The organism is Pseudomonas sp. GNP013 (assembly GCF_054343995.1).
The window spans coordinates 5,437,141-5,456,099 of sequence record NZ_JBTGUT010000001.1 but is presented as its reverse complement, the minus strand read 5'-3'; the positions used below and the strand labels follow the sequence as shown (position 1 = coordinate 5,456,099).

General features: G+C 53.2%; 22 protein-coding genes and 1 riboswitch. Of the genes, 10 read left to right on the top strand and 12 right to left on the bottom strand.

Annotated elements, in window-relative coordinates:
* Positions 1-230 precede the first annotated feature (230 nt).
* Positions 231-2,828: an AAA family ATPase gene (locus tag ACXX81_RS24160; protein WP_458572522.1), complete on the top strand. Its 2,598-nt coding sequence runs from the start codon at positions 231-233 to the stop codon at positions 2,826-2,828.
* A 188-nt stretch (positions 2,829-3,016) separates the two neighbouring features.
* On the opposite strand, the gene ACXX81_RS24155 is transcribed toward ACXX81_RS24160, so the two are convergent.
* Complete coding sequence (locus ACXX81_RS24155) at positions 3,017-4,342, bottom strand: hypothetical protein (RefSeq protein WP_458572521.1); 1,326 nt, start codon at positions 4,340-4,342, stop codon at positions 3,017-3,019.
* 279 nt (positions 4,343-4,621) lie between these two features.
* Here ACXX81_RS24155 and ACXX81_RS24150 point away from each other — a divergent pair, with 279 nt between their 5' ends.
* A complete protein-coding gene (locus tag ACXX81_RS24150; protein ID WP_458572520.1) occupies positions 4,622-5,533 on the top strand; it encodes a site-specific integrase in 912 nt (303 codons plus the stop codon).
* A 721-nt stretch (positions 5,534-6,254) separates the two neighbouring features.
* Here the strand turns inward: ACXX81_RS24150 and ACXX81_RS24145 are convergent.
* Together ACXX81_RS24145 and arsN2 are read right to left on the bottom strand one after the other, a co-directional pair.
* The gene (locus tag ACXX81_RS24145) at positions 6,255-6,623 is read right to left on the bottom strand and encodes a hypothetical protein (protein WP_099491040.1); all 369 of its coding nucleotides are present in this window, start codon (positions 6,621-6,623) and stop codon (positions 6,255-6,257) included.
* A gap of 72 nt (positions 6,624-6,695) precedes the next feature.
* Positions 6,696-7,148, bottom strand: a complete 453-nt coding sequence (gene arsN2 / locus ACXX81_RS24140) for an arsenic resistance N-acetyltransferase ArsN2 (RefSeq protein ID WP_458572519.1) — start codon at positions 7,146-7,148, stop codon at positions 6,696-6,698.
* A gap of 140 nt (positions 7,149-7,288) precedes the next feature.
* Between arsN2 and ACXX81_RS24135 the strand changes: the two genes are divergently transcribed.
* From ACXX81_RS24135 to ACXX81_RS24105, 7 genes are read left to right on the top strand one after another with little or no spacing between them, the layout of a single operon-like run.
* Positions 7,289-7,711: an arsenate reductase ArsC gene (locus ACXX81_RS24135; protein WP_458572613.1), complete on the top strand. Its 423-nt coding sequence runs from the start codon at positions 7,289-7,291 to the stop codon at positions 7,709-7,711.
* Positions 7,712-7,719: 8 nt separating this feature from the next.
* Entirely contained in the window at positions 7,720-8,064 is a 345-nt protein-coding gene (locus ACXX81_RS24130) for a metalloregulator ArsR/SmtB family transcription factor (protein ID WP_007247283.1), read from the top strand.
* A gap of 24 nt (positions 8,065-8,088) precedes the next feature.
* On the top strand, positions 8,089-9,372 hold the full coding sequence (locus ACXX81_RS24125) for an arsenic transporter (RefSeq protein ID WP_032894883.1): 1,284 nt from the start codon (positions 8,089-8,091) through the stop codon (positions 9,370-9,372).
* Between the two features lie 16 nt (positions 9,373-9,388).
* Positions 9,389-9,859, top strand: a complete 471-nt coding sequence (locus ACXX81_RS24120) for an arsenate reductase ArsC (RefSeq protein ID WP_122727965.1) — start codon at positions 9,389-9,391, stop codon at positions 9,857-9,859.
* 47 nt (positions 9,860-9,906) lie between these two features.
* Entirely contained in the window at positions 9,907-10,620 is a 714-nt protein-coding gene (gene arsH, locus ACXX81_RS24115) for an arsenical resistance protein ArsH (protein WP_458572518.1), read from the top strand.
* 20 nt (positions 10,621-10,640) lie between these two features.
* Positions 10,641-11,063 carry an arsenate reductase (glutaredoxin) gene (gene arsC / locus ACXX81_RS24110; RefSeq protein WP_458572517.1) on the top strand — a complete coding sequence of 141 codons (423 nt, stop codon included), beginning with the start codon at positions 10,641-10,643 and terminating at the stop codon, positions 11,061-11,063.
* A 37-nt stretch (positions 11,064-11,100) separates the two neighbouring features.
* Positions 11,101-12,174, top strand: a complete 1,074-nt coding sequence (locus ACXX81_RS24105) for an ArsO family NAD(P)H-dependent flavin-containing monooxygenase (RefSeq protein WP_458572516.1) — start codon at positions 11,101-11,103, stop codon at positions 12,172-12,174.
* A gap of 252 nt (positions 12,175-12,426) precedes the next feature.
* Here ACXX81_RS24105 and ACXX81_RS24100 read toward each other — a convergent pair whose 3' ends face one another.
* The 8 genes from ACXX81_RS24100 to ACXX81_RS24065 all read right to left on the bottom strand — a co-directional run bounded on the left by ACXX81_RS24100 (position 12,427) and on the right by ACXX81_RS24065 (position 17,120).
* Positions 12,427-13,224: a sulfite exporter TauE/SafE family protein gene (locus tag ACXX81_RS24100; RefSeq protein WP_122727957.1), complete on the bottom strand. Its 798-nt coding sequence runs from the start codon at positions 13,222-13,224 to the stop codon at positions 12,427-12,429.
* A gap of 259 nt (positions 13,225-13,483) precedes the next feature.
* A complete protein-coding gene (locus tag ACXX81_RS24095) occupies positions 13,484-14,035 on the bottom strand; it encodes an arsinothricin resistance N-acetyltransferase ArsN1 family B (RefSeq protein ID WP_122727955.1) in 552 nt (183 codons plus the stop codon).
* A gap of 20 nt (positions 14,036-14,055) precedes the next feature.
* Positions 14,056-14,382: a DMT family transporter gene (locus ACXX81_RS24090; protein ID WP_348775206.1), complete on the bottom strand. Its 327-nt coding sequence runs from the start codon at positions 14,380-14,382 to the stop codon at positions 14,056-14,058.
* 127 nt (positions 14,383-14,509) lie between these two features.
* On the bottom strand, positions 14,510-14,935 hold the full coding sequence (locus ACXX81_RS24085; protein ID WP_282390770.1) for an EamA family transporter: 426 nt from the start codon (positions 14,933-14,935) through the stop codon (positions 14,510-14,512).
* A 109-nt stretch (positions 14,936-15,044) separates the two neighbouring features.
* A complete protein-coding gene (gene ppa / locus ACXX81_RS24080) occupies positions 15,045-15,575 on the bottom strand; it encodes an inorganic diphosphatase (protein WP_458572515.1) in 531 nt (176 codons plus the stop codon).
* A 2-nt stretch (positions 15,576-15,577) separates the two neighbouring features.
* Complete coding sequence (locus tag ACXX81_RS24075; RefSeq protein ID WP_188251455.1) at positions 15,578-15,931, bottom strand: DUF190 domain-containing protein; 354 nt, start codon at positions 15,929-15,931, stop codon at positions 15,578-15,580.
* A gap of 10 nt (positions 15,932-15,941) precedes the next feature.
* Positions 15,942-16,325: a fluoride efflux transporter CrcB gene (gene crcB / locus ACXX81_RS24070; protein WP_168224321.1), complete on the bottom strand. Its 384-nt coding sequence runs from the start codon at positions 16,323-16,325 to the stop codon at positions 15,942-15,944.
* A 137-nt stretch (positions 16,326-16,462) separates the two neighbouring features.
* Positions 16,463-16,523: riboswitch (Fluoride riboswitch) on the bottom strand.
* Between the two features lie 162 nt (positions 16,524-16,685).
* Entirely contained in the window at positions 16,686-17,120 is a 435-nt protein-coding gene (locus ACXX81_RS24065) for a MerR family transcriptional regulator (RefSeq protein WP_458572612.1), read from the bottom strand.
* A gap of 91 nt (positions 17,121-17,211) precedes the next feature.
* On the opposite strand from ACXX81_RS24065, the gene ACXX81_RS24060 reads away from it, so the two are divergent.
* Positions 17,212-18,174 (top strand): arsenic resistance protein, encoded by a 963-nt coding sequence (locus ACXX81_RS24060; RefSeq protein ID WP_458572514.1) that lies wholly within the window; start codon positions 17,212-17,214, stop codon positions 18,172-18,174.
* A gap of 255 nt (positions 18,175-18,429) precedes the next feature.
* Here the strand turns inward: ACXX81_RS24060 and ACXX81_RS24055 are convergent, their stop codons facing one another.
* Entirely contained in the window at positions 18,430-18,765 is a 336-nt protein-coding gene (locus ACXX81_RS24055; protein ID WP_458572513.1) for a hypothetical protein, read from the bottom strand.
* Between the last annotated feature and the right edge of the window lie 194 nt (positions 18,766-18,959).

Here is an 18,959-nt window from a genome sequence, read left to right as displayed (position 1 = left end):
GACGTTCTAGCTAATCAGGTCTAGGCGCATCACCTTTCCAGGTGACGAATTACTCGATAAATAGCGAGAACGTAGATCCGGTGAGGAGGCTGTCCAGCGCTTACGCTTTTCGACACGCGACCACCCAGAGCTCCTGACGGCCACATCTTGCAATCATTATGCTCGCTAAATAATCGCAAAAAGCCAGTTAAAGCCTACGCTCAGGAATTCTTCTGTGAAATGAGCGCACCATGACGAAGATTGAGGCAGGGCCAGTTGTAGCTGATGATTTTGAGACGTGGCTGAATGGGCGCCCCAAATGGTTGCAGACTGCAGCTCGAATGCTTATTGACTCGAAGCGGCAGCTGAACCAGGACGAAATCCAAGAGCTGTCCAGGCTTTGCAAGGTCGAAGCCAAGGGTGAGGCTGATAAAGGATTTCTAAGCGTTACGCCCGGCACGTTATCGCAGGTCGCCAATAGACCCATGCTTCGGATTGAAGAGATCCTGGATGTGCATGGGTTGAACGCCATCAAGCCTGGCGCCAACCTCCCCTTCGGCAAGAGTAACCTGTCTGTTATCTACGGACAGAATGGAACCGGCAAAAGCGGGTTTGCAAGGTTGCTCAAGCAGATCTGCGGATCACGTTCCAAAGACGATATTCACGGAAATGTCTTCGATCCAGCACCGACTCCGTGTCGTGCACAGTTCAAGGTGTCAATCGACGGTAAGCCGGTTGATGTTCACTGGGACATTCCCAGTGGGCCTCACAAAGCTCTGCGGCATGCACAGGTGTTCGATACCAAGGCTGCTCAGCAGTACATGACCAGGACTGAGGCTTGCTATGAGCCAAGCCGGATGAAATTTGTGTCCGCGCTGATCGCCACCGCAGATGCCGTTAGCGCGGAGCTTGCAAGAGAAAAGGCGTTGCTCAGCAAAGCACTACCCGCCATGGCTCAGAGCCTGAGTCAAACAGTCGAAGCGAAATGGCTTTCCGCCTTGAAGAGCACGACTGCGCCCGCGAGCATTGATAAGGAATGTCTGTATACCGACCAACTTGATCGGGAGCGTATAGAAAGCGAAGCCTTGCTTGCAGAGAAGGACATCGCCGGTCGTCTTTTGGCTATCAACAATGAAAAAACTGCCCTGAAAAGTATCGAGACAGCGATGTCGACACTTCAGTTGGGCTTGAACGACGCGACGGCGGGTGAACTGGAAAACCTGAAGAATACCGCCGTCAAAACGAGGAGCACCTGCGAAGAGGCAGCGGCAGCTATTTTCGGGAAGGCAGAGCTTGAGGGTGTTGGCTCAGCGACCTGGCAGAAAATGTGGGAGCAAGCACGTGCCTATTCCACCGGCACAGCCTACGTCGATATAGCGTTCCCTAACGTCTCAGCTGACTCACGTTGCGTACTTTGCCACCAAAGCCTCAGCGAGGACGCCAAAGCCCGACTGACAGGGTTTGAGAAGTTCGTGACCGACGGCCTCGAAACAACCGCCAAGACGGCTGAAAATGGATTTGCTGATCGCAAAAAGCGGCTGCCAATTCTTCCCGGACAAGCTGACTGGATTGTCCACATGTCCACTCTAGGTTTTGAAGAGGCCGATGGGGTCAGCTGGCTTGGCTTGTTGAAAGCACGGTTTGATCAAATTGCACTGGGCAGCCCTGTAGGCACCCTGCAACCTTTCGACTGGTCGGGCATAAACGAGGCGGCAAAGACGAAGTCTGCAAAACTCATCGAAGAGGAGCTGAGCCTGTCAGCCTTGTTGAAAGATGAACATCGCCAAGCCGTGCAGAGCCGAGTTCAGCAACTCCAAGCCAAGCAGTGGCTCTCTCAAAACAAAGCGTCAATTGTTGCAGAAAGGGCTAGGTTGATCGCCGTTGCAGCGATTGATAAAGCTTCGCGCTCAGCCGCCACCAATGCCCTGACTACGAAGAAAAACGAGCTGGCGAAGACCGAGCTTGATGCCGGCTATCAATCTCGATTCCTGGATGAGTTGAAGCGCCTCGGCGGCCACCGTCTTCCAATCGCGCCGCAAAGTAAATCCGGGGGCAAAGGCAAGATCACCTTCGGCTTGAACCTGGTGGGTGCAAATGGCACCCATGGCCTGGACTATATCTTGAGCGAAGGAGAGACCAGGATCGCTGCGCTTGCAGCGTTCCTTGCGGACACCACAGGCTCAAACCAACTGGCCCCGTTCATTTTTGATGACCCGATTTCTTCGCTGGATCAGGACTTCGAAGAAAAAGTAGTCGAGCGTCTCGTGGCCCTATCTCAGACGAGGCAGGTCATCATTTTCACTCACCGACTTTCTCTGGTAGCTCAGGTAGAAGCTGTTACCAAGAAGTGGGAGCAGACCCCTGGGATGCCCTCCATCAAGCCAACGCTGACGTCACTTCAACGGTTAGCGAAAACTGCCGGCATTGTCGCGACTGCAAGCGCTCGAGACCTAAAGCCGGAAAGCTCGGTGCGCGGATTGATCGATAACGCTATTACACGCCTAAAGAAGCACCAGGAAAACGCTGAGGTCGAAGCTTACGAGGCGCTTGGCAAGAGCGCGTGCAGTGACTTCAGGATCATCGTTGAAAAGACGATTGAGTTCATCCTGCTGGCAGATGTCGTAGGACGTTTCAGGCGTGCAATCAACACCCAAGGCAAACTGCACAAGGTCGCCAAGGTGAAAAATGAAGACTGCGTATTCATTGATGACCTGATGACACGCTACTCAGTGTTTGAGCATGCCCAGTCGGACGAGTTGCCCAGCAGCGCGCTCGAGCTGGATGTCTTTGAGGCCGACGTCTTGGCTCTGCAAAAGTGGATAGCCGAATTCGGATCGAGATCCAGCTAACCTGAATCATATAGCGAAGGCCAGGATCATAATGAGTCTCCTGATGCTGGGCCGCGCCTAAACTGATATGAACATCTGCGATGATGCACTCACACACCGGACAGAGCCCTCCTACTCTAGCCTCTTAAGATGACCCTGCTAAAGCAGAGTCCGACCGCAGAGGCCAAGGCGCCGGCGAGCTGATCAGCTTAGAAGACCAATAGCTCTTCCGCTCTAGGAGTCAATCGGCCAGTCAATCCAAGTTCCTGTCCATCTATATCAATGACACTGTGGTTCCGCACACCGGAAGCAGGTGACGAGATATCACCTGTAGCTGCGCCATTCTCCATTTTTGATAACACGTAGAAGTCACTATCCTGATAAATATATTGATGAGCCGAAAGCTCTATATTTCTCCCATCTACCTGAAGCAGTACACGAGATGGCTCAGAACTAAAACTCCCTACTAAAACCTCTATGGAAATTTTTTCCCCCAATTTTCTCGAAGTCTGCAGCCCAACATGGAGGCCCTCGATAATTGAAAATACAGTGTTCACCCTACTCGAGCCATTCTCTCGAACGATTGAAGGCTGTGCGATGATAAACCCGTCAAAACCAATATCACCAGACGCTTCTTGTGCGAGCAACTCCTTCACTACCACAGATATCAACCCCACATCCGCGCTGGAGTGAACCCTCATCCAGACGAATCGGCAAGAGTTAGATGACGGAGAAACGTGCTTCTTCAGATTCTCTGCTGCCTTGAGTATTCGAGACTTCTGATTGGCCAACTCATTTCTATGGAACCCACTAATAACCATTAAATCGCTAGAAAAAAAGCTTTCTGCCAATGGCCGTTCTTCTGTTGAATGCAGCTCAGAAAAGAAGACTCTTACAGCTCCCCCTTGGCATTCGTAAGATCCAGGCGCTTCCATTTTCTTGGAAACCCACGCTACCAGTGTATCGAGAGAAGCTGGCTCAATAAATTGTTCCGAAGCAATCCTCAGGGCGCCATGAATTCGCAGTTCATTCATCTTCTTCTGAAAAGCGGCTTTGAGAACAGCACATTTCTCTCTAAACACCCCTTCATGTTCCGATATGTCATGATTTTTTATAGAAATTTGGTACTTGAATTGGGAGGGCATCGTCAACGTTAAATCGAACCCTTTATTCCCCTTTGACGCAGGAAGGACTATGCCGCCAGGAGCTGATAGAGAAGCGCAGACTATTATTTCGGCCAGATATCCATGAGCATTTTTTGGTTGTCTTATGATGTCATTTGCCACCCGCTTCAGCCAGAGCGAGTGATCAGGAGTCAGTATCTCGATTGCACGCCCTAGCGCAAAGAGCTCTGTGCTAGACAACATGTCTTTTCTCGTCCATAGCTTCTGAAGCCGATGGCCGCCGTTCGTGGATAACCACTCCTTACAAAACAGATCTTCCACAAAAGCCAAAGGCTTTTCACTTTTGGCAAAATCCCCTTGATCTAAGTGCCTCATTAATCGGCCAAAGCTATTTGCACCTTTAGCAGCCATTCCCTTGTCTCTCCTACCTGTAATCTATCTTTAAAAAACTGACCAGTGTCGCTCTCAATCTGTAAATGTGTCTTTCAAGGCATGGACACCGCCAAATACCCAGGCATACCTAGACGCGCTGCAGATTCGCATGCTAGCTTCGCCGCATCCCTGATCTCCCTGGATCAAACGGTCGGCTCGTGAAGGCTCTAGTGCCACAGGTTGCAACACCTCTTTATCGCACGCATTTCGACGATAGTCAGCGGGCAGCCGACACCCTGACGCTACCGGAGAATTGCTATGCGCGTCCCAGTCTATCCACAAGACTTGATCCGTAATCGTGGCTTCAAAAGCCTGTCCAAGCAGTTGCAAGAGGAATGGCCTAGCTCAGCCCCAATCTCGCTGGCAGACGCTCAAAAAGCGCTTGCGCAGGGACTGGGATATCAGAGCTTCCATGATCTCAGCGAGACCTCAAAAGTCTGCCCGCCAGATGAGCCTGTGCCGCATGAAGCCGATGTCAGGAAGGCAATTGGTTCAGCCATCAAAGCTACCCTGCAGGCAGAAACATCGCCGCCTGTGGATCGACAGAGGCTGGAACGGCTCGTGAACGATCTCTCCCTGAAAAAACTCGTAGCCTTTAAACGTGTGCAGGTTTCTCCCGCTGCTGGTCATGGCCTACTACCCAAATTGGTTATCCAGACTCAGCAAGGGTTGCTCAAAGAACATGTTCAGACCTTGGAAAAGATCCTTGCCGAATCGGGCGACTTGAGAGATCGGGCGCTGTTTGCATGCATGCTGGGTGGGCTGCGGGCAAACGAGTTCCTATCGGCGAGGATGCAACAGGGTGCTGCGGTGTATAGCGTGAAAAGCCGTGATACCAAGCATGTACTCGATGCGATTCCTGATAGGTACAGGTCGATACTTAAGGAGTACATCAAGGTCTCAAGGCTGTCAGACGGAGATTATCTTTTCCGTGCGGGTAATGCCTCTGGGCGTCCGCTGTCGGTTATAACTCTGAGAAAGATCTGTTTCTCCTGGACTCGCAAAGGGAATATTGATGCGAGCTTGCTGACACCTTATGGCATCCGCAAAACCACGGACAATTACGCCGACTTTTTGCGCGAAATGGGCGTGCGGATGGGCCACAACTCAGTGAATACGTCCTTGGCATATGGAGTCGGATTGCCGAAAACCAGTAGCACTGTTCACTAGGCCTAACCTCGGGAGTGGTTTCGCGACTAATTTGCGAGGCCATTGAGTATTCCTGTTTTGGGCCAGCCCCCTGTTGGGGTACGGTTGTCGTGAACCCAATCTTGGCTTCGCTAAGGTTGGGCCCTGCGGGCGTCCATCCTCAGGCCTTTGGCCCACACTGGGCCGGCGCGCTCCGCTTACGGTCGCGACCGATAACCAAGGTCTGAGCGCTCCACTGCCCGCCAAGCGATGAGTTTTAGCATCGCTCATTCGACGGCAGCAATTTTGAACACAACCTCTTCTCTCGCCGTGCTCGTGGTCTACGCTCAGAAACGGCGCTGTGGATTTTCGAGATGCCTGCGACACAAGAAATGTTCATGGTTGAGCCATCTTTCACCGTGTAGGTAACCAAGGATGACAGCATGACCGATAGACGACCCTTGAATCCAAACGTAACAGTTCCGAAGCCGGGAGGTGGCGTCCAGCCTCGCTCTCGGAATCAAGATGGCCAAGTCCGCGATAAGCGTGATGACGCGGGAAAGCCTAGGAAGAAATAGTCAACCGCGATGAATCGCAGGTTACTCGCGAAAGGGAGTGACCTGTCTCAACGCGCTAGGTGATCGACTCATACCTGAATCCATCGGCAAATGAGGCTTCTCCTGGTTTATCGATTACCTCCTCTGACTTGCGCGCTCCATCCAACTGACTGAGATCATTAGATGGCCTAATGCAGGTGGCAGTCTCAGTTCGTCGCTGTGGTAGTGCCTGGAGCGGGGCCTTCGCTGAACGTGTAGTTGATGACCACATCATTGCGGATCAGGACATCAAGCGTTTTCTGTGTGCCAGTAGTCGTCACCTTCATTGTGACCACGTAGCTTTGGGCATGGGCTGAGCCATTGGTGTAGGTGTATATCCACTTCTCGTCAGTCTCGCTGACAGCACTCTTGGCGTAGGGCTCACCAAACAGAGACTTCAACTCAGTAGTCGTCGTTTTGCCTTTGGTGATGCTCGCTACACTGGCCGACGAAAAGTCTCGTCCTGCGGTGTAGTGGGACGTAGCGCAACCGCCTAGTGCGACACAGATCCCCATTACTGCGATGAGCTTTTTCATATCCTTCCTTGATCGTAGAAAGCTCCAAATCTAGCTGGCATCGAGGCTAAAAGCCATCATCAAGGTGATCAGCTACTTTCGTGCATTCGCAGATAAGGCCTTGCACATGTAGCAAGCCGATCCAGGGCAAAGCCCCCTGAACTGCTCCGTCTGAGAAATCAGAGGCGGCGCAGAGCCTCGTTGATTTACTGCATAGCCCTGCTGCTTAAAAAAGCCTGAAGCAGTTGTTGTCAGCAAATGAAATCGAGCGATTCCCTGCTCGGCAGCTATTGCTTCAATGACTCGAAGCACTTCAGCCCCAACCGCTTTCGATCTGTACGCCGGTTCTACGACCATGGAGCGCAGCAATCCATCTGTCCCATGCGTTTCAAACCCTCCCCATCCAACAGTCTCACCATCCCGTGAGAACTCAAAAAAGGTTCGGCCTGGAAGATCAATATCGTCTGCTGGAAGGTCAGCAGATTTCAGCGCATCGCGAAAGCGCTGCCACTGTCCTCCGGCTATTTCCTTTGCCTGGATCATCATCTTCCCCTCCATCCTCTCATCTCCGTTATGCCGACACGCATGGAACGTTAGGGCACATGCCAAACAGCAGACATCATATTCGCTTTACCGAATATCTGCCAAAGCGTATATTCGATTTTCCATATGCATCGAGTTCAACCATTATCCCTGCTATCAAAGTGCTTTTCGTGTGCGTTGCCAACTCAGCCCGCTCCCAGCTTGCAGAGGCTTTGCTGCGGCACACCGACCTGCGTTTCGAGGCCTTCAGCGGAGGATCCCAACCGTCTGAGGTTGATCCGCGCACGACTCAGGCATTGGAGGCAGTTGGAGTCGATGCAACGGGCCTGCGCAGCAAGTCCCTCAGCGAGTTTCAAGCTGATCGATTCGATTACGTAATCACTCTTTGTGATAAATCCGCAAGCGAGTGCCTACCAATGCCCAGTGCAGGTGAAGTCATTACCTGGGATTTTCCTGACCCAGTAACCAGCGATGATCCTGGCGCATTTCGCCACACGCTCCACGACATCCACGAGCGCATCAAGCTCTTCGTTTTGCTCAAGACCAAACACCTGGAGGATCTGTGACAGAACCCATGAACCCCACCACCTTATTCAAGTGCCTGGCGGATGACACCCGAGCAAAAATTTCGCTGCTTGTCGTGAGTGAAGGTGAGCTGTGTGTTTGCGAGCTAACGGCAGCACTCGACCTGAGTCAGCCAAAGATTTCTCGTCATTTGGCGCTGCTGCGCTCTGCCGGTTTGCTGTTGGATCGTCGCCAAGGCCAATGGGTGTACTACCGGCTGAATCCTGATTTGCCCACGTGGGTGACTGCAGTTTTGAAGGAAGTGGTAGACGCCAATCAGCAATGGCTGGAAACCGAGGCTAAGCGCCTCTGCGGCATGAACGACCGTCCGATCAACCAAGCCGTGTGTAGCTGATTCACGCCCAACCGGATTAATGAAATGCTGATTGCCGTATTGATCTTTATCGCCACCATCGTCCTTGTCATCTGGCAGCCCAAGGGGCTTGGGGTTGGCTGGAGTGCGATGTTCGGTGCCATCGTGGCGTTGCTGGCAGGTGTCGTTACCCTTGCCGACATACCAGAGGTTTGGCGCATTGTCTGGAATGCCACTGGGACTTTCATCGCGGTCATCATCATTAGTCTGCTGCTTGATGAGGCAGGTTTTTTCAAGTGGGCTGCGCTGCATGTGGCCCGATGGGGAGGCGGGAGCACCCGCAAGCTGTTCGCATTTATCGTCCTGCTGGGCGCAGCGGTGTCGGCCCTGTTCGCCAATGACGGTGCAGCATTGATCCTCACACCCATTGTGATCGCGATGTTGTTGGCGTTGCGTTTTTCTCCTGCGGCTACTTTGGCATTCGTCATGGCAGCCGGTTTTATCGCCGATACGGCGAGCTTACCGCTGGTGGTTTCCAACCTGGTCAACATCGTTTCTGCCGACTACTTCGATATCGGCTTCAACGAATATGCATCGATCATGGTGCCGGTAAACATCGTCAGCGTGGCAGCGACGTTAGCCATGCTGCTGTGGTTTTTCCGCAAAGATTTACCAAAGACCTATGACCTCAACCAACTGGACAATCCGGACGAGGCAATCCACGACCGGGCCACTTTTGTAGCCGGTTGGTGGGTGCTGGCACTACTGCTGATCGGCTTCTTTGTCATTGAGCCATTGGGGGTGCCAATCAGCGCCATTGCAGCGGTCTGTGCATTCATTCTTTACGTCATCGCGGCTCGTGGTCACGCCATCAACACAGGCAAGGTGCTCAAAGAGGCGCCATGGCAGGTGGTGATTTTTTCTTTGGGTATGTACCTGGTTGTTTATGGCCTGAAGAACGCCGGCCTGACCGACCACATCGCGCAAATCCTGAACGTGTTCGCCGGTTATGGCGTTTGGGGCGCGTCCCTAGGTACAGGGCTGCTAACAGCCTTGCTGTCATCGATCATGAACAACATGCCCACCGTTCTGGTAGGCGCCTTATCCATTCATGCCGCCGAAGTCGATGGTGTAGTCCAGCAAGCGATGGTTTACGCCAACATCATCGGCTGCGACCTGGGCCCGAAGATCACCCCAATTGGGAGCTTGGCCACTCTGTTGTGGCTGCACGTGCTAGCCCGGAAAAACATAACGATCAGTTGGGGTTACTACTTCAAGACCGGGATCGTGCTGACCGTGCCCATCCTCGTCGCCACATTGTCCGCCCTGGCACTGCGCCTCAGTTTCTGAATCAAGGAATCGTCTGATGAAAGTCTTGTTCATGTGCACCCACAACAGCTGCCGCAGCATTCTGTCCGAGGCGCTTTTCAACCACTTGGCGCCCAAGGGTGTAGAAGCCGTCAGTTCAGGAAGCTTTCCCAGTGGCCGGGTGAATCAACGGGCATTACAAACGCTGGAGGCGGCGGGTATTTCCACGGTGGGCTTGAGCAGCAAGGCTTCGGATGCCTTTGAAGGCTCGCCTCCAGACATCGTGATCACTGTCTGCGACCGCGCAGCGGGTGAAGCATGCCCAATCTTCTTTGGGCCAGCTTTGAAGGCGCATTGGGGGCTGGCCGACCCGTCTGAGGCTAACGGGTCGGAAGCCGAGATCACCGCAGCGTTTGAAGCCACACTGGCCAAAATTCACGAGCGCGTGAGCGCATTTCTTGCGCTGCCACTGAAGACCATCAGCGCTGAACAGTTGAAAGCTGAACTGAACCGCATCGGTTCGCTTTAAAGATCAACCGAGGCGGCACCCAACCAGGCGCCGCCGTAGGAGTTTATATGCAAGACACATTGCCGAACGTACACGCCGACCTGATCGACATTCCGTCGCTGGAGCAACTGTCGCCTCGCACGCCCTCGCTCCATAAACCTCGCATTCTTCTGCTGTATGGATCAACGCGAGAGCGCTCATTCAGCCGGTTAGTCACGCAAGAGGCGGCACGCCTGCTGAATGAGTTTGGCGCTGAAACCAAGATCTTTGACCCATCGGGTCTGCCGCTTCCGGATGACGCTGCCGATACACATCCCAAGGTCGCTGAGCTGCGCGAGCTGATGAAATGGTCTGAGGGGCAGGTGTGGTGCTCCCCTGAGCGTCACGGCTCCATGAGTGCAGTATTCAAAGCCCAAATTGACTGGGTTCCGCTGGCGATAGGTGCTGTACGACCTACGCAAGGAAAGACCCTTGCAGTGATGCAGGTCTGCGGTGGCTCGCAATCTTTCAACGTGGTTAATCAGCTGCGCGTACTGGGCCGATGGATGCGGATGTTCACCATCCCAAACCAATCTTCGGTTGCCAAGGCATTTACCGAGTTCGACGAGGCAGGTCGTATGAAACCGTCCTCGTATTACGACCGACTGGTGGACGTGATGGAGGAGTTGATGAAGTTCACGCTGCTCCTGCGGGATCGCCAGGACTATTTAGTTGATCGGTACTCCGAGCGTAAAGAGTCAGCCGAAGAGCTGTCCAAACGCGTCAACCAGCGCTCCATCTAACGTCAGCACGAGGAAGCGATATGAGCCAGATCACGATCTACCACAACCCCGAATGCGGCACCTCTCGCAACACCTTGGAGTTGATCCGCAACAGCGGAGAAGAGCCGGTTGTTATCGAGTACCTACAGACCCCACCTGACCGCACCACGCTTGTCAGGTTGATCAAGGATATGGGTATCGAGGTGCGGGCCCTGCTTCGTATCAAAGGCACTCCCTACGAGGAGTTGGGACTCGGCGATACGTCACTTACTGATGATAAGCTCATCGATGCCATGATGGCTCATCCCATCCTGATCAATCGCCCCATCGTCGTGACGCCCTTGGGTACACGCTTGTGTCGTCCGTCAGAGGCAGTCCTCGACCTTCTGCCGCACGAGCAGCGCGGCAGCTTCGTCAAAGAAGACGGACAAGTCGTCATTGATGAGCACGGTCGCAGAGTCTGATACGACGACGGTGAGGTGCCGCGATTGAGCCTGGAGGATGCTAGTGGGTCAGAATTCGAAACTTGATGTTGTTGTCATTGGCGGTGGTCAATCCGCGCTGACAGTCGCTTATTTTTTGAAGCGGTCAGGCTTGTCTTACGTGCTGCTCGATGCGGAGTCGGCACCAGGAGGAGCCTGGCGGCATGGCTGGGACTCGCTGCGACTCTTCTCTCCATCGGCATGGAGCTCGATTGCGGGCTGGCCGATGCCTGCCGTATCAGAGGAAACGCCTCACCGTGATGATGTTATCGACTATCTGACTCTGTACGAGCGTCGATATGACTTCCCCATCATCCGATCCACCAGGGTGACTCGTGTCGAAAAAATCGAAGAAGGATTACGGGTTGTCTCCGGGGATAGAAACTGGGATGCCAAAGCGGTTATCAGTGCAACAGGCACCTGGAGCCGCCCATTTACCCCGAGCTATCCCGGACAGGAGTTGTTCGTAGGGCAGCAGCTTCATTCCGCTCATTACGTTGGGCCGAATGAGTTTGAGGGCAAAACCGTCCTTGTCGTGGGTGGTGGCAACTCGGGAGCCCAGATTTACGCCGAGGTATCTAAAGTGGCTCAGGCAACCTGGGTAACTCAAGGGGCACCAAAGTTTCTACCTGATGAGGTTGATGGGCGCGTCCTGTTCGAACGAGCTACTGCTCGATTGAAGGCGCAACAGGTTGGTGTGGAGCCCGAACAACCCGCTGGAGGGCTGGGCGATATCGTAATGGTGCCATCGGTGAAGGACGCTCGTGAACGCGGTGTATTGAGCGCAGTACGGCCATTCACGCACTTCACTTCAACAGGCGTTCTCTGGTCATCAGGAGACGAAACAGCGGTGGATGTCGTGATCTGGTGCACGGGGTTTTCTCCAGCGCTCGACCACCTAAACAGCCTGGGTATCGTTGGCGATGACGGCAAAGTCGCCGTGAATGAAAACCGGAGTGTTGCTTCACCTAGTCTGTGGCTGGTGGGTTACGGCGATTGGACAGGGCTAGCCTCTGCGACATTGATCGGAGTAACCCGCACCGCTCGAGATGTAGTCAAGCAAGTGCAAAGCTATCTCACTGAGTTGGACTGATAACTACCGCCGCCCCGACGATAATGTGCGGAATCCCCCCACTTGACCATCCATTTGCATCGCTGCTGACCACTTGTTTAATTCGTCTTGACCAGTCATTTTCATTCGCGATGTGCGGACTTGCTGGCAGATTAATTCGTCACGGTTTAATTAGTGCTGACAAGCAAGTCTCATGCATGGACGACACCTGGAACAACAAACTGGTCATTGCGTCGAACTCCTATGCTCATGCACTGCCGGGGCTGGCATTTTTCAGTTATGGCGCCAAACCTTCACCGAGGAGATCAGCAAAATGCCGGCCAGCAACGGGAGCAAGTAAGCCGTTGGTATCAGCCCTAGCAACTGCCCGCCAATGAACGTCCCGATAATGGAGCCCACTGCCATGACCAAGATGAAGGGCCGTTGAGCGCGGATTATTGAAAAGCTTTGGTCGCGGCTGTATCGCGTGAAACCCACAATCATTGTGGGTAGGCTTACAGCAAGTGAAAGACTGCCAGCGAGCTTGATGTCAGCACCGAATAGAAGAACAATTGTCGGGATCAGCAGTTCGCCGCCGGCGACCCCCATCAGAGCAGCAACCACTCCGATACCGAAACCGACCACGATCCCGACGATAGCCAGTGTCACGCCATGAAACAGGGCCACGCCGGTAGAAGTTGTTTCATGTCCGAACAGCAAAGCACCAGCAATACCTACGAGCAGCACTGCCAAAATACGGTAAAGAGTTTTACTTTTAAGCTTCGTCGCCCATCCTGCACCGAACCAGGCGCCTGCAAGGCTCCCAGCGAGAAGCGTGACAATAATGTCCCATCGCTCAAAGACTGCCGCGTAGGGAACACTGAACGCACGGAATGGAAGGGCTGTGGCTACCACTACAAGGCTCATGGCCTTATTGAGGATGATTGCCTCCAACGCGCCAAAGCCAAACAAGCCAATGAGCAGCGGCAGCCTGAACTCTGCGCCCCCCAATCCAATCAGCCCACCTAATGCCCCGATGAGAGTACCGCTACCGAATACTGTTGCTTTGTTGTTTTCTCGATGCGAGGTCATAGCTCGACGTTCGTCCCTATTTATCAAAGATGCATCACCTGATTACTTAAAAGAGCAACCAGAAATCTGCGCGAAAACTGCGCTTCTTAGAGACCGGACAATCCCAACCCGACCGAGCCCTTCAGGAAAATCTCAAGTTTACGCATCCTGAGATTGCGGTTTCTTTCTCTCGACCTGAGCCATCAGGTGAATGGTCTCATGTCCATACCGCTGCACGTTCATCAGTAGCTCAGCTCATAGGCAGCACTCCCCGAGTGCTCTACTTTGAGTCCACTGCAAGCTGGGGGAAGAGAATTGGCTCCGACGGAGGAGTTGCTTGGCAGAGCCCGAGCCGCCAGTAGCCGACGTCGTGCCATTTTCCAAGCTTGAATCCTACCTCCGGGTATGTCCCGATATGGGTGAATCCTAGCGCCTCATGCAGGCTCACGCTGCCTTCATTGGGTTGCGCAATTCCAGCGTAAGCGGCGCGAAACCGCTGTTTCTCAAGTATTGGAAGCAGAGTCTCGTAGAGCTTGCGGCCAACACCCTGGCGGCGAGCTGATTCAGCTATGTACACCGTCACGTCAACAGCCCATCGGTAGGCTGCACGTGCACGATGCTGGCTTGCGTATGCATATCCCTTGATCTCACCACCGTCTTCAGCCACAAGGTAGGGATAGGTCTGAAGTGTCGTCGCTATCCGCTGAGCAATCTCCCCAACGCTTGGCGGGGTCTCTTCGAATGAGATCGCCGTGTTCGAAACTATCGGGGCATAAATGCGCTGGATGGCTTCTGCATCTGATGCCACTGCCGTACGAATTTTCAAAGCCATAGGGTCACCCCTGATTCAATTTAGTGTTTCTCTGCGGCGAGAAATTTCAGCCCGACAATCCCGGCCAAAATGAGAAAGAAGCAGAAGATTCGCATTGCACTGCGATCTTCGCCCAGTATGGTAATCCCATAGACTGCTGTACCTAGCGCACCGATCCCAACCCACACCGCGTAGGCCGTACCGACAGGAATAGTGCGCGTGGCCAGTGACAACAGATACATGCTTAGGCAAATGAACACTGCACAAAAGATGCTTGGCCACAATCGAGTAAACGCGTCAGTTCGCGGCATCGCGGCTGCATAGAAAATCTCACAAACACCGGCGAGCAACAAAAAAATCCATCCCACAAAAACCATCCTTACTGAAATTATGTCCTCGTCTGTCTGACGAACCGCAAGCATCCAAAGATGCTCTAAGAAGTGAAGGCCATTTTCGTGCCTATTGGTTCAAAACGTTGAATGCCTGAGAATCTAGTCAGGGTTTCTTGGCAATGACCAGCAGACCTGCCACGATCAGGCCTGCTCCGGCAATCATGCGCAGCGTGATGACCTCCCGAAGCACCAGGCCGGCGAGCAACATAGCAACGACCACGCTACCTTTATCGATCAGTGCCACCGTGGCGACATCCCCTACCTTCAGAGCCTTGTAGTAAAAGATCCACGACAAGGCAGTGGTGACTCCAGACAGACCAAGCCAAGACAGATTCCGGCTCGTGATGTTGGCCACTTCTTGTGTCGGAACGGCCCATGCCGCGAATACGAGTACAAAAGCACACACGAACAAGGTACGGATTGTCAGACCAAGCTCGCCTGAGATACCTGCGAGGCCCATCTTGGCGATCACAGACGTGAACCCGGCAAAAAACATTGAGATGAAGGCATAAGCCATCCATTTTTCCATGTGTGTGTTCCCCAGGACATTTGATGTTCCGAACGACTGAGAGGCCAATCACAAGTCACTTGCCCCTCAGTACCTACTCCCGGCTAACGGATTCAATCTGGCGTAAGACCTATGTGGGGGTATACGCAGCTACTGACTTGCGAATCTCTTCCCGCGCTTCATCTGCACTACCCCAGCGGCCCATCTTCACCCACTTACCCGGTTCCAATGCCTTGTAGTTTTCGAAGAAGTGCTGGATCTGTGCGAGCAGCAATGCAGGGAGGTCAGAGCACTCCTTCACGTTGCTGTACATAGAGCTCAGCTTGTCATGGGGTACTGCGATCACCTTGGCATCGGCACCAGCTTCGTCCGTCATGTACATCACACCGACTGGGCGACTGCGGATGACAACGCCTGGAGATACCGGGTATGGGCAAATGACCAGGACGTCCAAAGGATCGCCGTCATCGCTGAGGGTATTTGGAATGAACCCGTAGTTAGCCGGGTAGAACATCGGCGTGCTGAGGAAGCGGTCGACGAAGATCTGCCCACTTGGCTTGTCCACTTCGTATTTGATCGGAGAGTGGTTTGCAGGAATCTCGATAACGGTGAAAAAGTCATCGGGGATCGCCTCACCAGCATGAATGTCCGCGTAGCTCATGTTCATACCTCCGATGTTGTAGAAGTGGTTGCGTCAGACGGGGCTCTCCCAAGGGTGCCCATCTCGATTGGCGTCTTAGTGAAAAACACCGATATTTCCTCGGAGTCCAGTCGTGTGAACAACCGCTCTGCCTCATCTTCCGTGATTGCCAAGCGAATTTCCGTGGGTTGATCCGCCAACTCAAAAAAGTGCGATGAGTGCAGCTTTCCGGTGTGTCCAAACCCTTCTATTCCAGTGCAAAGCGTGGCGCCGCGTAACCCCATTTCTTTAGCCACGTCGACTATCCATTCGCCCAGCATCTTTCCCTGATAGCGACGGTTTTGTTGAGTAAAGAAAACGACCATAAAGCCTTTCATTTCTAACTCCTCAGCGAGTACCAATCATTTGGTAGGAAAGAAGCCCGGCAGCGGTCATCGCTAACGAACCTAAGACGTGCAACGAAATTGAGCCGAGCGCCCATAGCAGTCTGCCTTCCTGAATCAAGGCGACCGTTTCGGCTGAAAATGTGGAGAAGGTGGTAAGGCCGCCACAGAAACCCGTGATGATCAGGAGACGCCACTCTGGACTAAGGGTAGGAGAAGCGGCCAAGAAGGCGATGGCCAGGCCAATGATGTAACCCCCAACCATGTTCGCGACCACAGTACCTGGAGGAATCGTCGGGAACAGAGCATTCAGCTTCATGCCCAAAATCCAGCGCAACCAGGCTCCCAGTGAGGCACCAATGGCAATGACGATTAATGACTTAAACACAGCAAGCTCTCCTCATCAGACCTGTGTGGTTTGACAGGTAGAGGGATGCATGAAAAGTGGGAGGGAAACAGCGGAGTAAAATCATAGCCTGTCCTAAATTGGAGGACAGGGAGGCACACCTACGCACCCTGTCCAGGGTTCACGTAGGCATCATCAGCACAAGGCGGTTTAAGGAGGAATGCCATCTCCTAACCTGAGCCTACCGCATCTGAGCAATCGGCATCAATATCCTTTTTAGGGTTCGCAGAGCAGCTCTCGCTTGCGGTCAAGCGGCGCGTTAGTTGACGGTGGTTTGAGAACGTCCAATGCCGTTTCTGATGTGACTGCTTGGTTCGATATCGAACGACTGTAACTCCTTGATCACGAGCAGCACCTGGAACGTGTCCCTGCTGCGGGTTCGAACAAGGACTCAACAATAGTGCAATCAGAGGTGCTTGAGCCCAGGCAGGTTGTCTCACAAGCGCCTGCCATGGCAAGCAGCTCAATTCGAATCTGCTGGAGTTTGGCTACTTTCACCTCTACTTCTGCCAAATGCTTCTTGACCACCGACAGCGCGTCAGCACACGGACGATCAGCATCTGCTGCGAGCGCGATGAGTTCTCGTATATCGTCGAGGGGAAATCCTAACTCACGATTCTGACGGATGAACACGAGTCTTGAACGATGCTTCTCTGTGTAGATTCGGTGCCTGCCGGTCGACCGCAGGGCCGGCGGTAAAAGGCCTATTTTCTCGTAGTAGCGAATCGTCTCAATGTGGCAACCCGTTGATTTAGACAACGCCCCAATTCCTGACATGCGAATCCCCAAGCATTTTCTTGAACCTGTAGTGGCTACAGATATTACCCTGCTCAATCGAAAATTGATTTCACGCGTTTAAGGGCATTTCGTGGACAGAGAACAGCTAGAGAAGAACCAGATTCCCGTCTACTTCGTCGCGGTCATTGTCGCTGCTATCGGAGGTCTGCTCGCAACTAATGCTTCTCAAGCGTTAGGTGCGTTGGTGACACCAGCTATCGCTGTGCTGATGTACGCCATGTTTCTACAGATCCCATTCCTGGATCTCCGTGAAGGGCTCGCAAACAAGCGTTTCATGACGGCGCTGCTCACAGCCAACTTCGTCGCCATCCCCCTGTTGGTTTGGGCGTTGACCATGGGCCTAACGGATCACCCCGCGATTCTGGTGGGTGCACTGTTGGTCTTGCTGACGCCTTGTATCGACTATGTGGTGGTGTTTACCCATATCGGTAAGGGCGACTCCAAACTGACTCTGGCGGCAACGCCATTACTACTCTTGCTACAGCTTGTTCTACTGCCCCTGTATCTGGCCTTCATGCTGGGTAATGACTCGGCAGTGGTTATATCTGTCGGCCCATTTGTTGAGGCCTTCGTAGTGCTGATCGCTTTGCCCTTGGTCTTGGCGGTAGCAACAGCTGCCGGTGCAAAAAGGTCACGCGTCGTTGAGGGTTGGAACAATGCTTGGGCTTGGATGCCTGTGCCGGCTATGGCGGCTGTACTGGTCGTAGTGATCGGCTCTCAGATTTCAGCGGTGGTCAGAGACATGGACAAGCTGCTGCCCGTCATTCCTGTCTACATTGGTTTCATGCTCTTGGCACCAGTGGTTGGTGCGCTGGTTGCGCGAGCATTCAAATTGCCGGCCATCACTGCAAGATCAGTAGCGTTCAGTAGCTCGACACGGAACTCGTTGGTGGTTCTGCCCTTGGCACTTGCTCTACCCGAAGAAATCAGAGGGCTAGCTGCGGCAACAGTCATCACCCAAACGCTGATTGAATTGGTCAGCGAGCTAATTTACATCCGGGTAATTCCCGCATTGGTTTGGCGAAAAGCGTAGCGTCAACCACCACTTGGTGGGGGCGAAGTGGGCCGAGATACCGCCGACTAGCGCCCCAAGAAGCCCTCCTGTGCCATTTTTTAGACAGCCACTGATCATTAAAAATCACGGCTGTTCGGGTTTGGTGGTTTTCAAATACCAAAGAACAGTCGCTTCAGAAAGTTTTAACCTTCTACCCCTCGGGTTCTACGGTGACTTGTCGGCGGACGATCTGAAAATACATTGCACTTGTCCGACCTAAACTTGAGGCGTTTGCTACATCGATTTAACGGATTCCACTTCCACGTACTTGTACTTTTTCCTAGCAGCCTTTACAGCCTCCTGCTCAGCGAGCAACGAGCTCAACGTGTCGGCCTCGTGAATCAACTCGACCATTTTTCCTTCAAACTCGTTTCCAACGCGTAACGTGACCCTCAGCCTAGGCGTAAAGGCTTTCGCCGCTTTCTTCTTAACTATTGGAGCCTCTGCTGGCTTTGTTAAAACGATCTCTGGCACAGGCTCCTGCACTAGCGGAGTAGAAACTTGCTCCTCTGGCTGAGGCGTACCAAAAAGGGCACGACGCATTTCTTCTTCAGTTAAATCAGAGTTCATAGAACATCTCACAGGGACGCATTTCGCTGGGCAAGTTTTAATAAGATTGTTGCTGACTGGTGTTCGAGGAGCCTGCGCGGACGTCAAATCCCCAGTTCGATTTCAAGACAAGAGCCTCGTAAGGCTTGCGAAAGCTTCACCTTTGGCAGCAGTGTAATGAGCCCATCAACTAAGTTGCTAGCGTGACGCGCGTA

Coding starts and splice junctions, on each gene's coding strand:
- ACXX81_RS24160 (WP_458572522.1), top strand. CDS start 231: ATGACGAAGATTGAGGCAGGGCCAGTTGTAGCTGATGATTTTGAGACG.
- ACXX81_RS24155 (WP_458572521.1), bottom strand. CDS start 4,342: ATGGCTGCTAAAGGTGCAAATAGCTTTGGCCGATTAATGAGGCACTTA.
- ACXX81_RS24150 (WP_458572520.1), top strand. CDS start 4,622: ATGCGCGTCCCAGTCTATCCACAAGACTTGATCCGTAATCGTGGCTTC.
- ACXX81_RS24145 (WP_099491040.1), bottom strand. CDS start 6,623: ATGAAAAAGCTCATCGCAGTAATGGGGATCTGTGTCGCACTAGGCGGT.
- arsN2 (WP_458572519.1), bottom strand. CDS start 7,148: ATGATGATCCAGGCAAAGGAAATAGCCGGAGGACAGTGGCAGCGCTTT.
- ACXX81_RS24130 (WP_007247283.1), top strand. CDS start 7,720: ATGAACCCCACCACCTTATTCAAGTGCCTGGCGGATGACACCCGAGCA.
- ACXX81_RS24125 (WP_032894883.1), top strand. CDS start 8,089: ATGCTGATTGCCGTATTGATCTTTATCGCCACCATCGTCCTTGTCATC.
- ACXX81_RS24120 (WP_122727965.1), top strand. CDS start 9,389: ATGAAAGTCTTGTTCATGTGCACCCACAACAGCTGCCGCAGCATTCTG.
- arsH (WP_458572518.1), top strand. CDS start 9,907: ATGCAAGACACATTGCCGAACGTACACGCCGACCTGATCGACATTCCG.
- arsC (WP_458572517.1), top strand. CDS start 10,641: ATGAGCCAGATCACGATCTACCACAACCCCGAATGCGGCACCTCTCGC.
- ACXX81_RS24105 (WP_458572516.1), top strand. CDS start 11,101: ATGCTAGTGGGTCAGAATTCGAAACTTGATGTTGTTGTCATTGGCGGT.
- ACXX81_RS24100 (WP_122727957.1), bottom strand. CDS start 13,224: ATGACCTCGCATCGAGAAAACAACAAAGCAACAGTATTCGGTAGCGGT.
- ACXX81_RS24095 (WP_122727955.1), bottom strand. CDS start 14,035: ATGGCTTTGAAAATTCGTACGGCAGTGGCATCAGATGCAGAAGCCATC.
- ACXX81_RS24085 (WP_282390770.1), bottom strand. CDS start 14,935: ATGGAAAAATGGATGGCTTATGCCTTCATCTCAATGTTTTTTGCCGGG.
- ppa (WP_458572515.1), bottom strand. CDS start 15,575: ATGAGCTACGCGGACATTCATGCTGGTGAGGCGATCCCCGATGACTTT.
- ACXX81_RS24075 (WP_188251455.1), bottom strand. CDS start 15,931: ATGAAAGGCTTTATGGTCGTTTTCTTTACTCAACAAAACCGTCGCTAT.
- ACXX81_RS24065 (WP_458572612.1), bottom strand. CDS start 17,120: ATGTCAGGAATTGGGGCGTTGTCTAAATCAACGGGTTGCCACATTGAG.
- ACXX81_RS24055 (WP_458572513.1), bottom strand. CDS start 18,765: ATGAACTCTGATTTAACTGAAGAAGAAATGCGTCGTGCCCTTTTTGGT.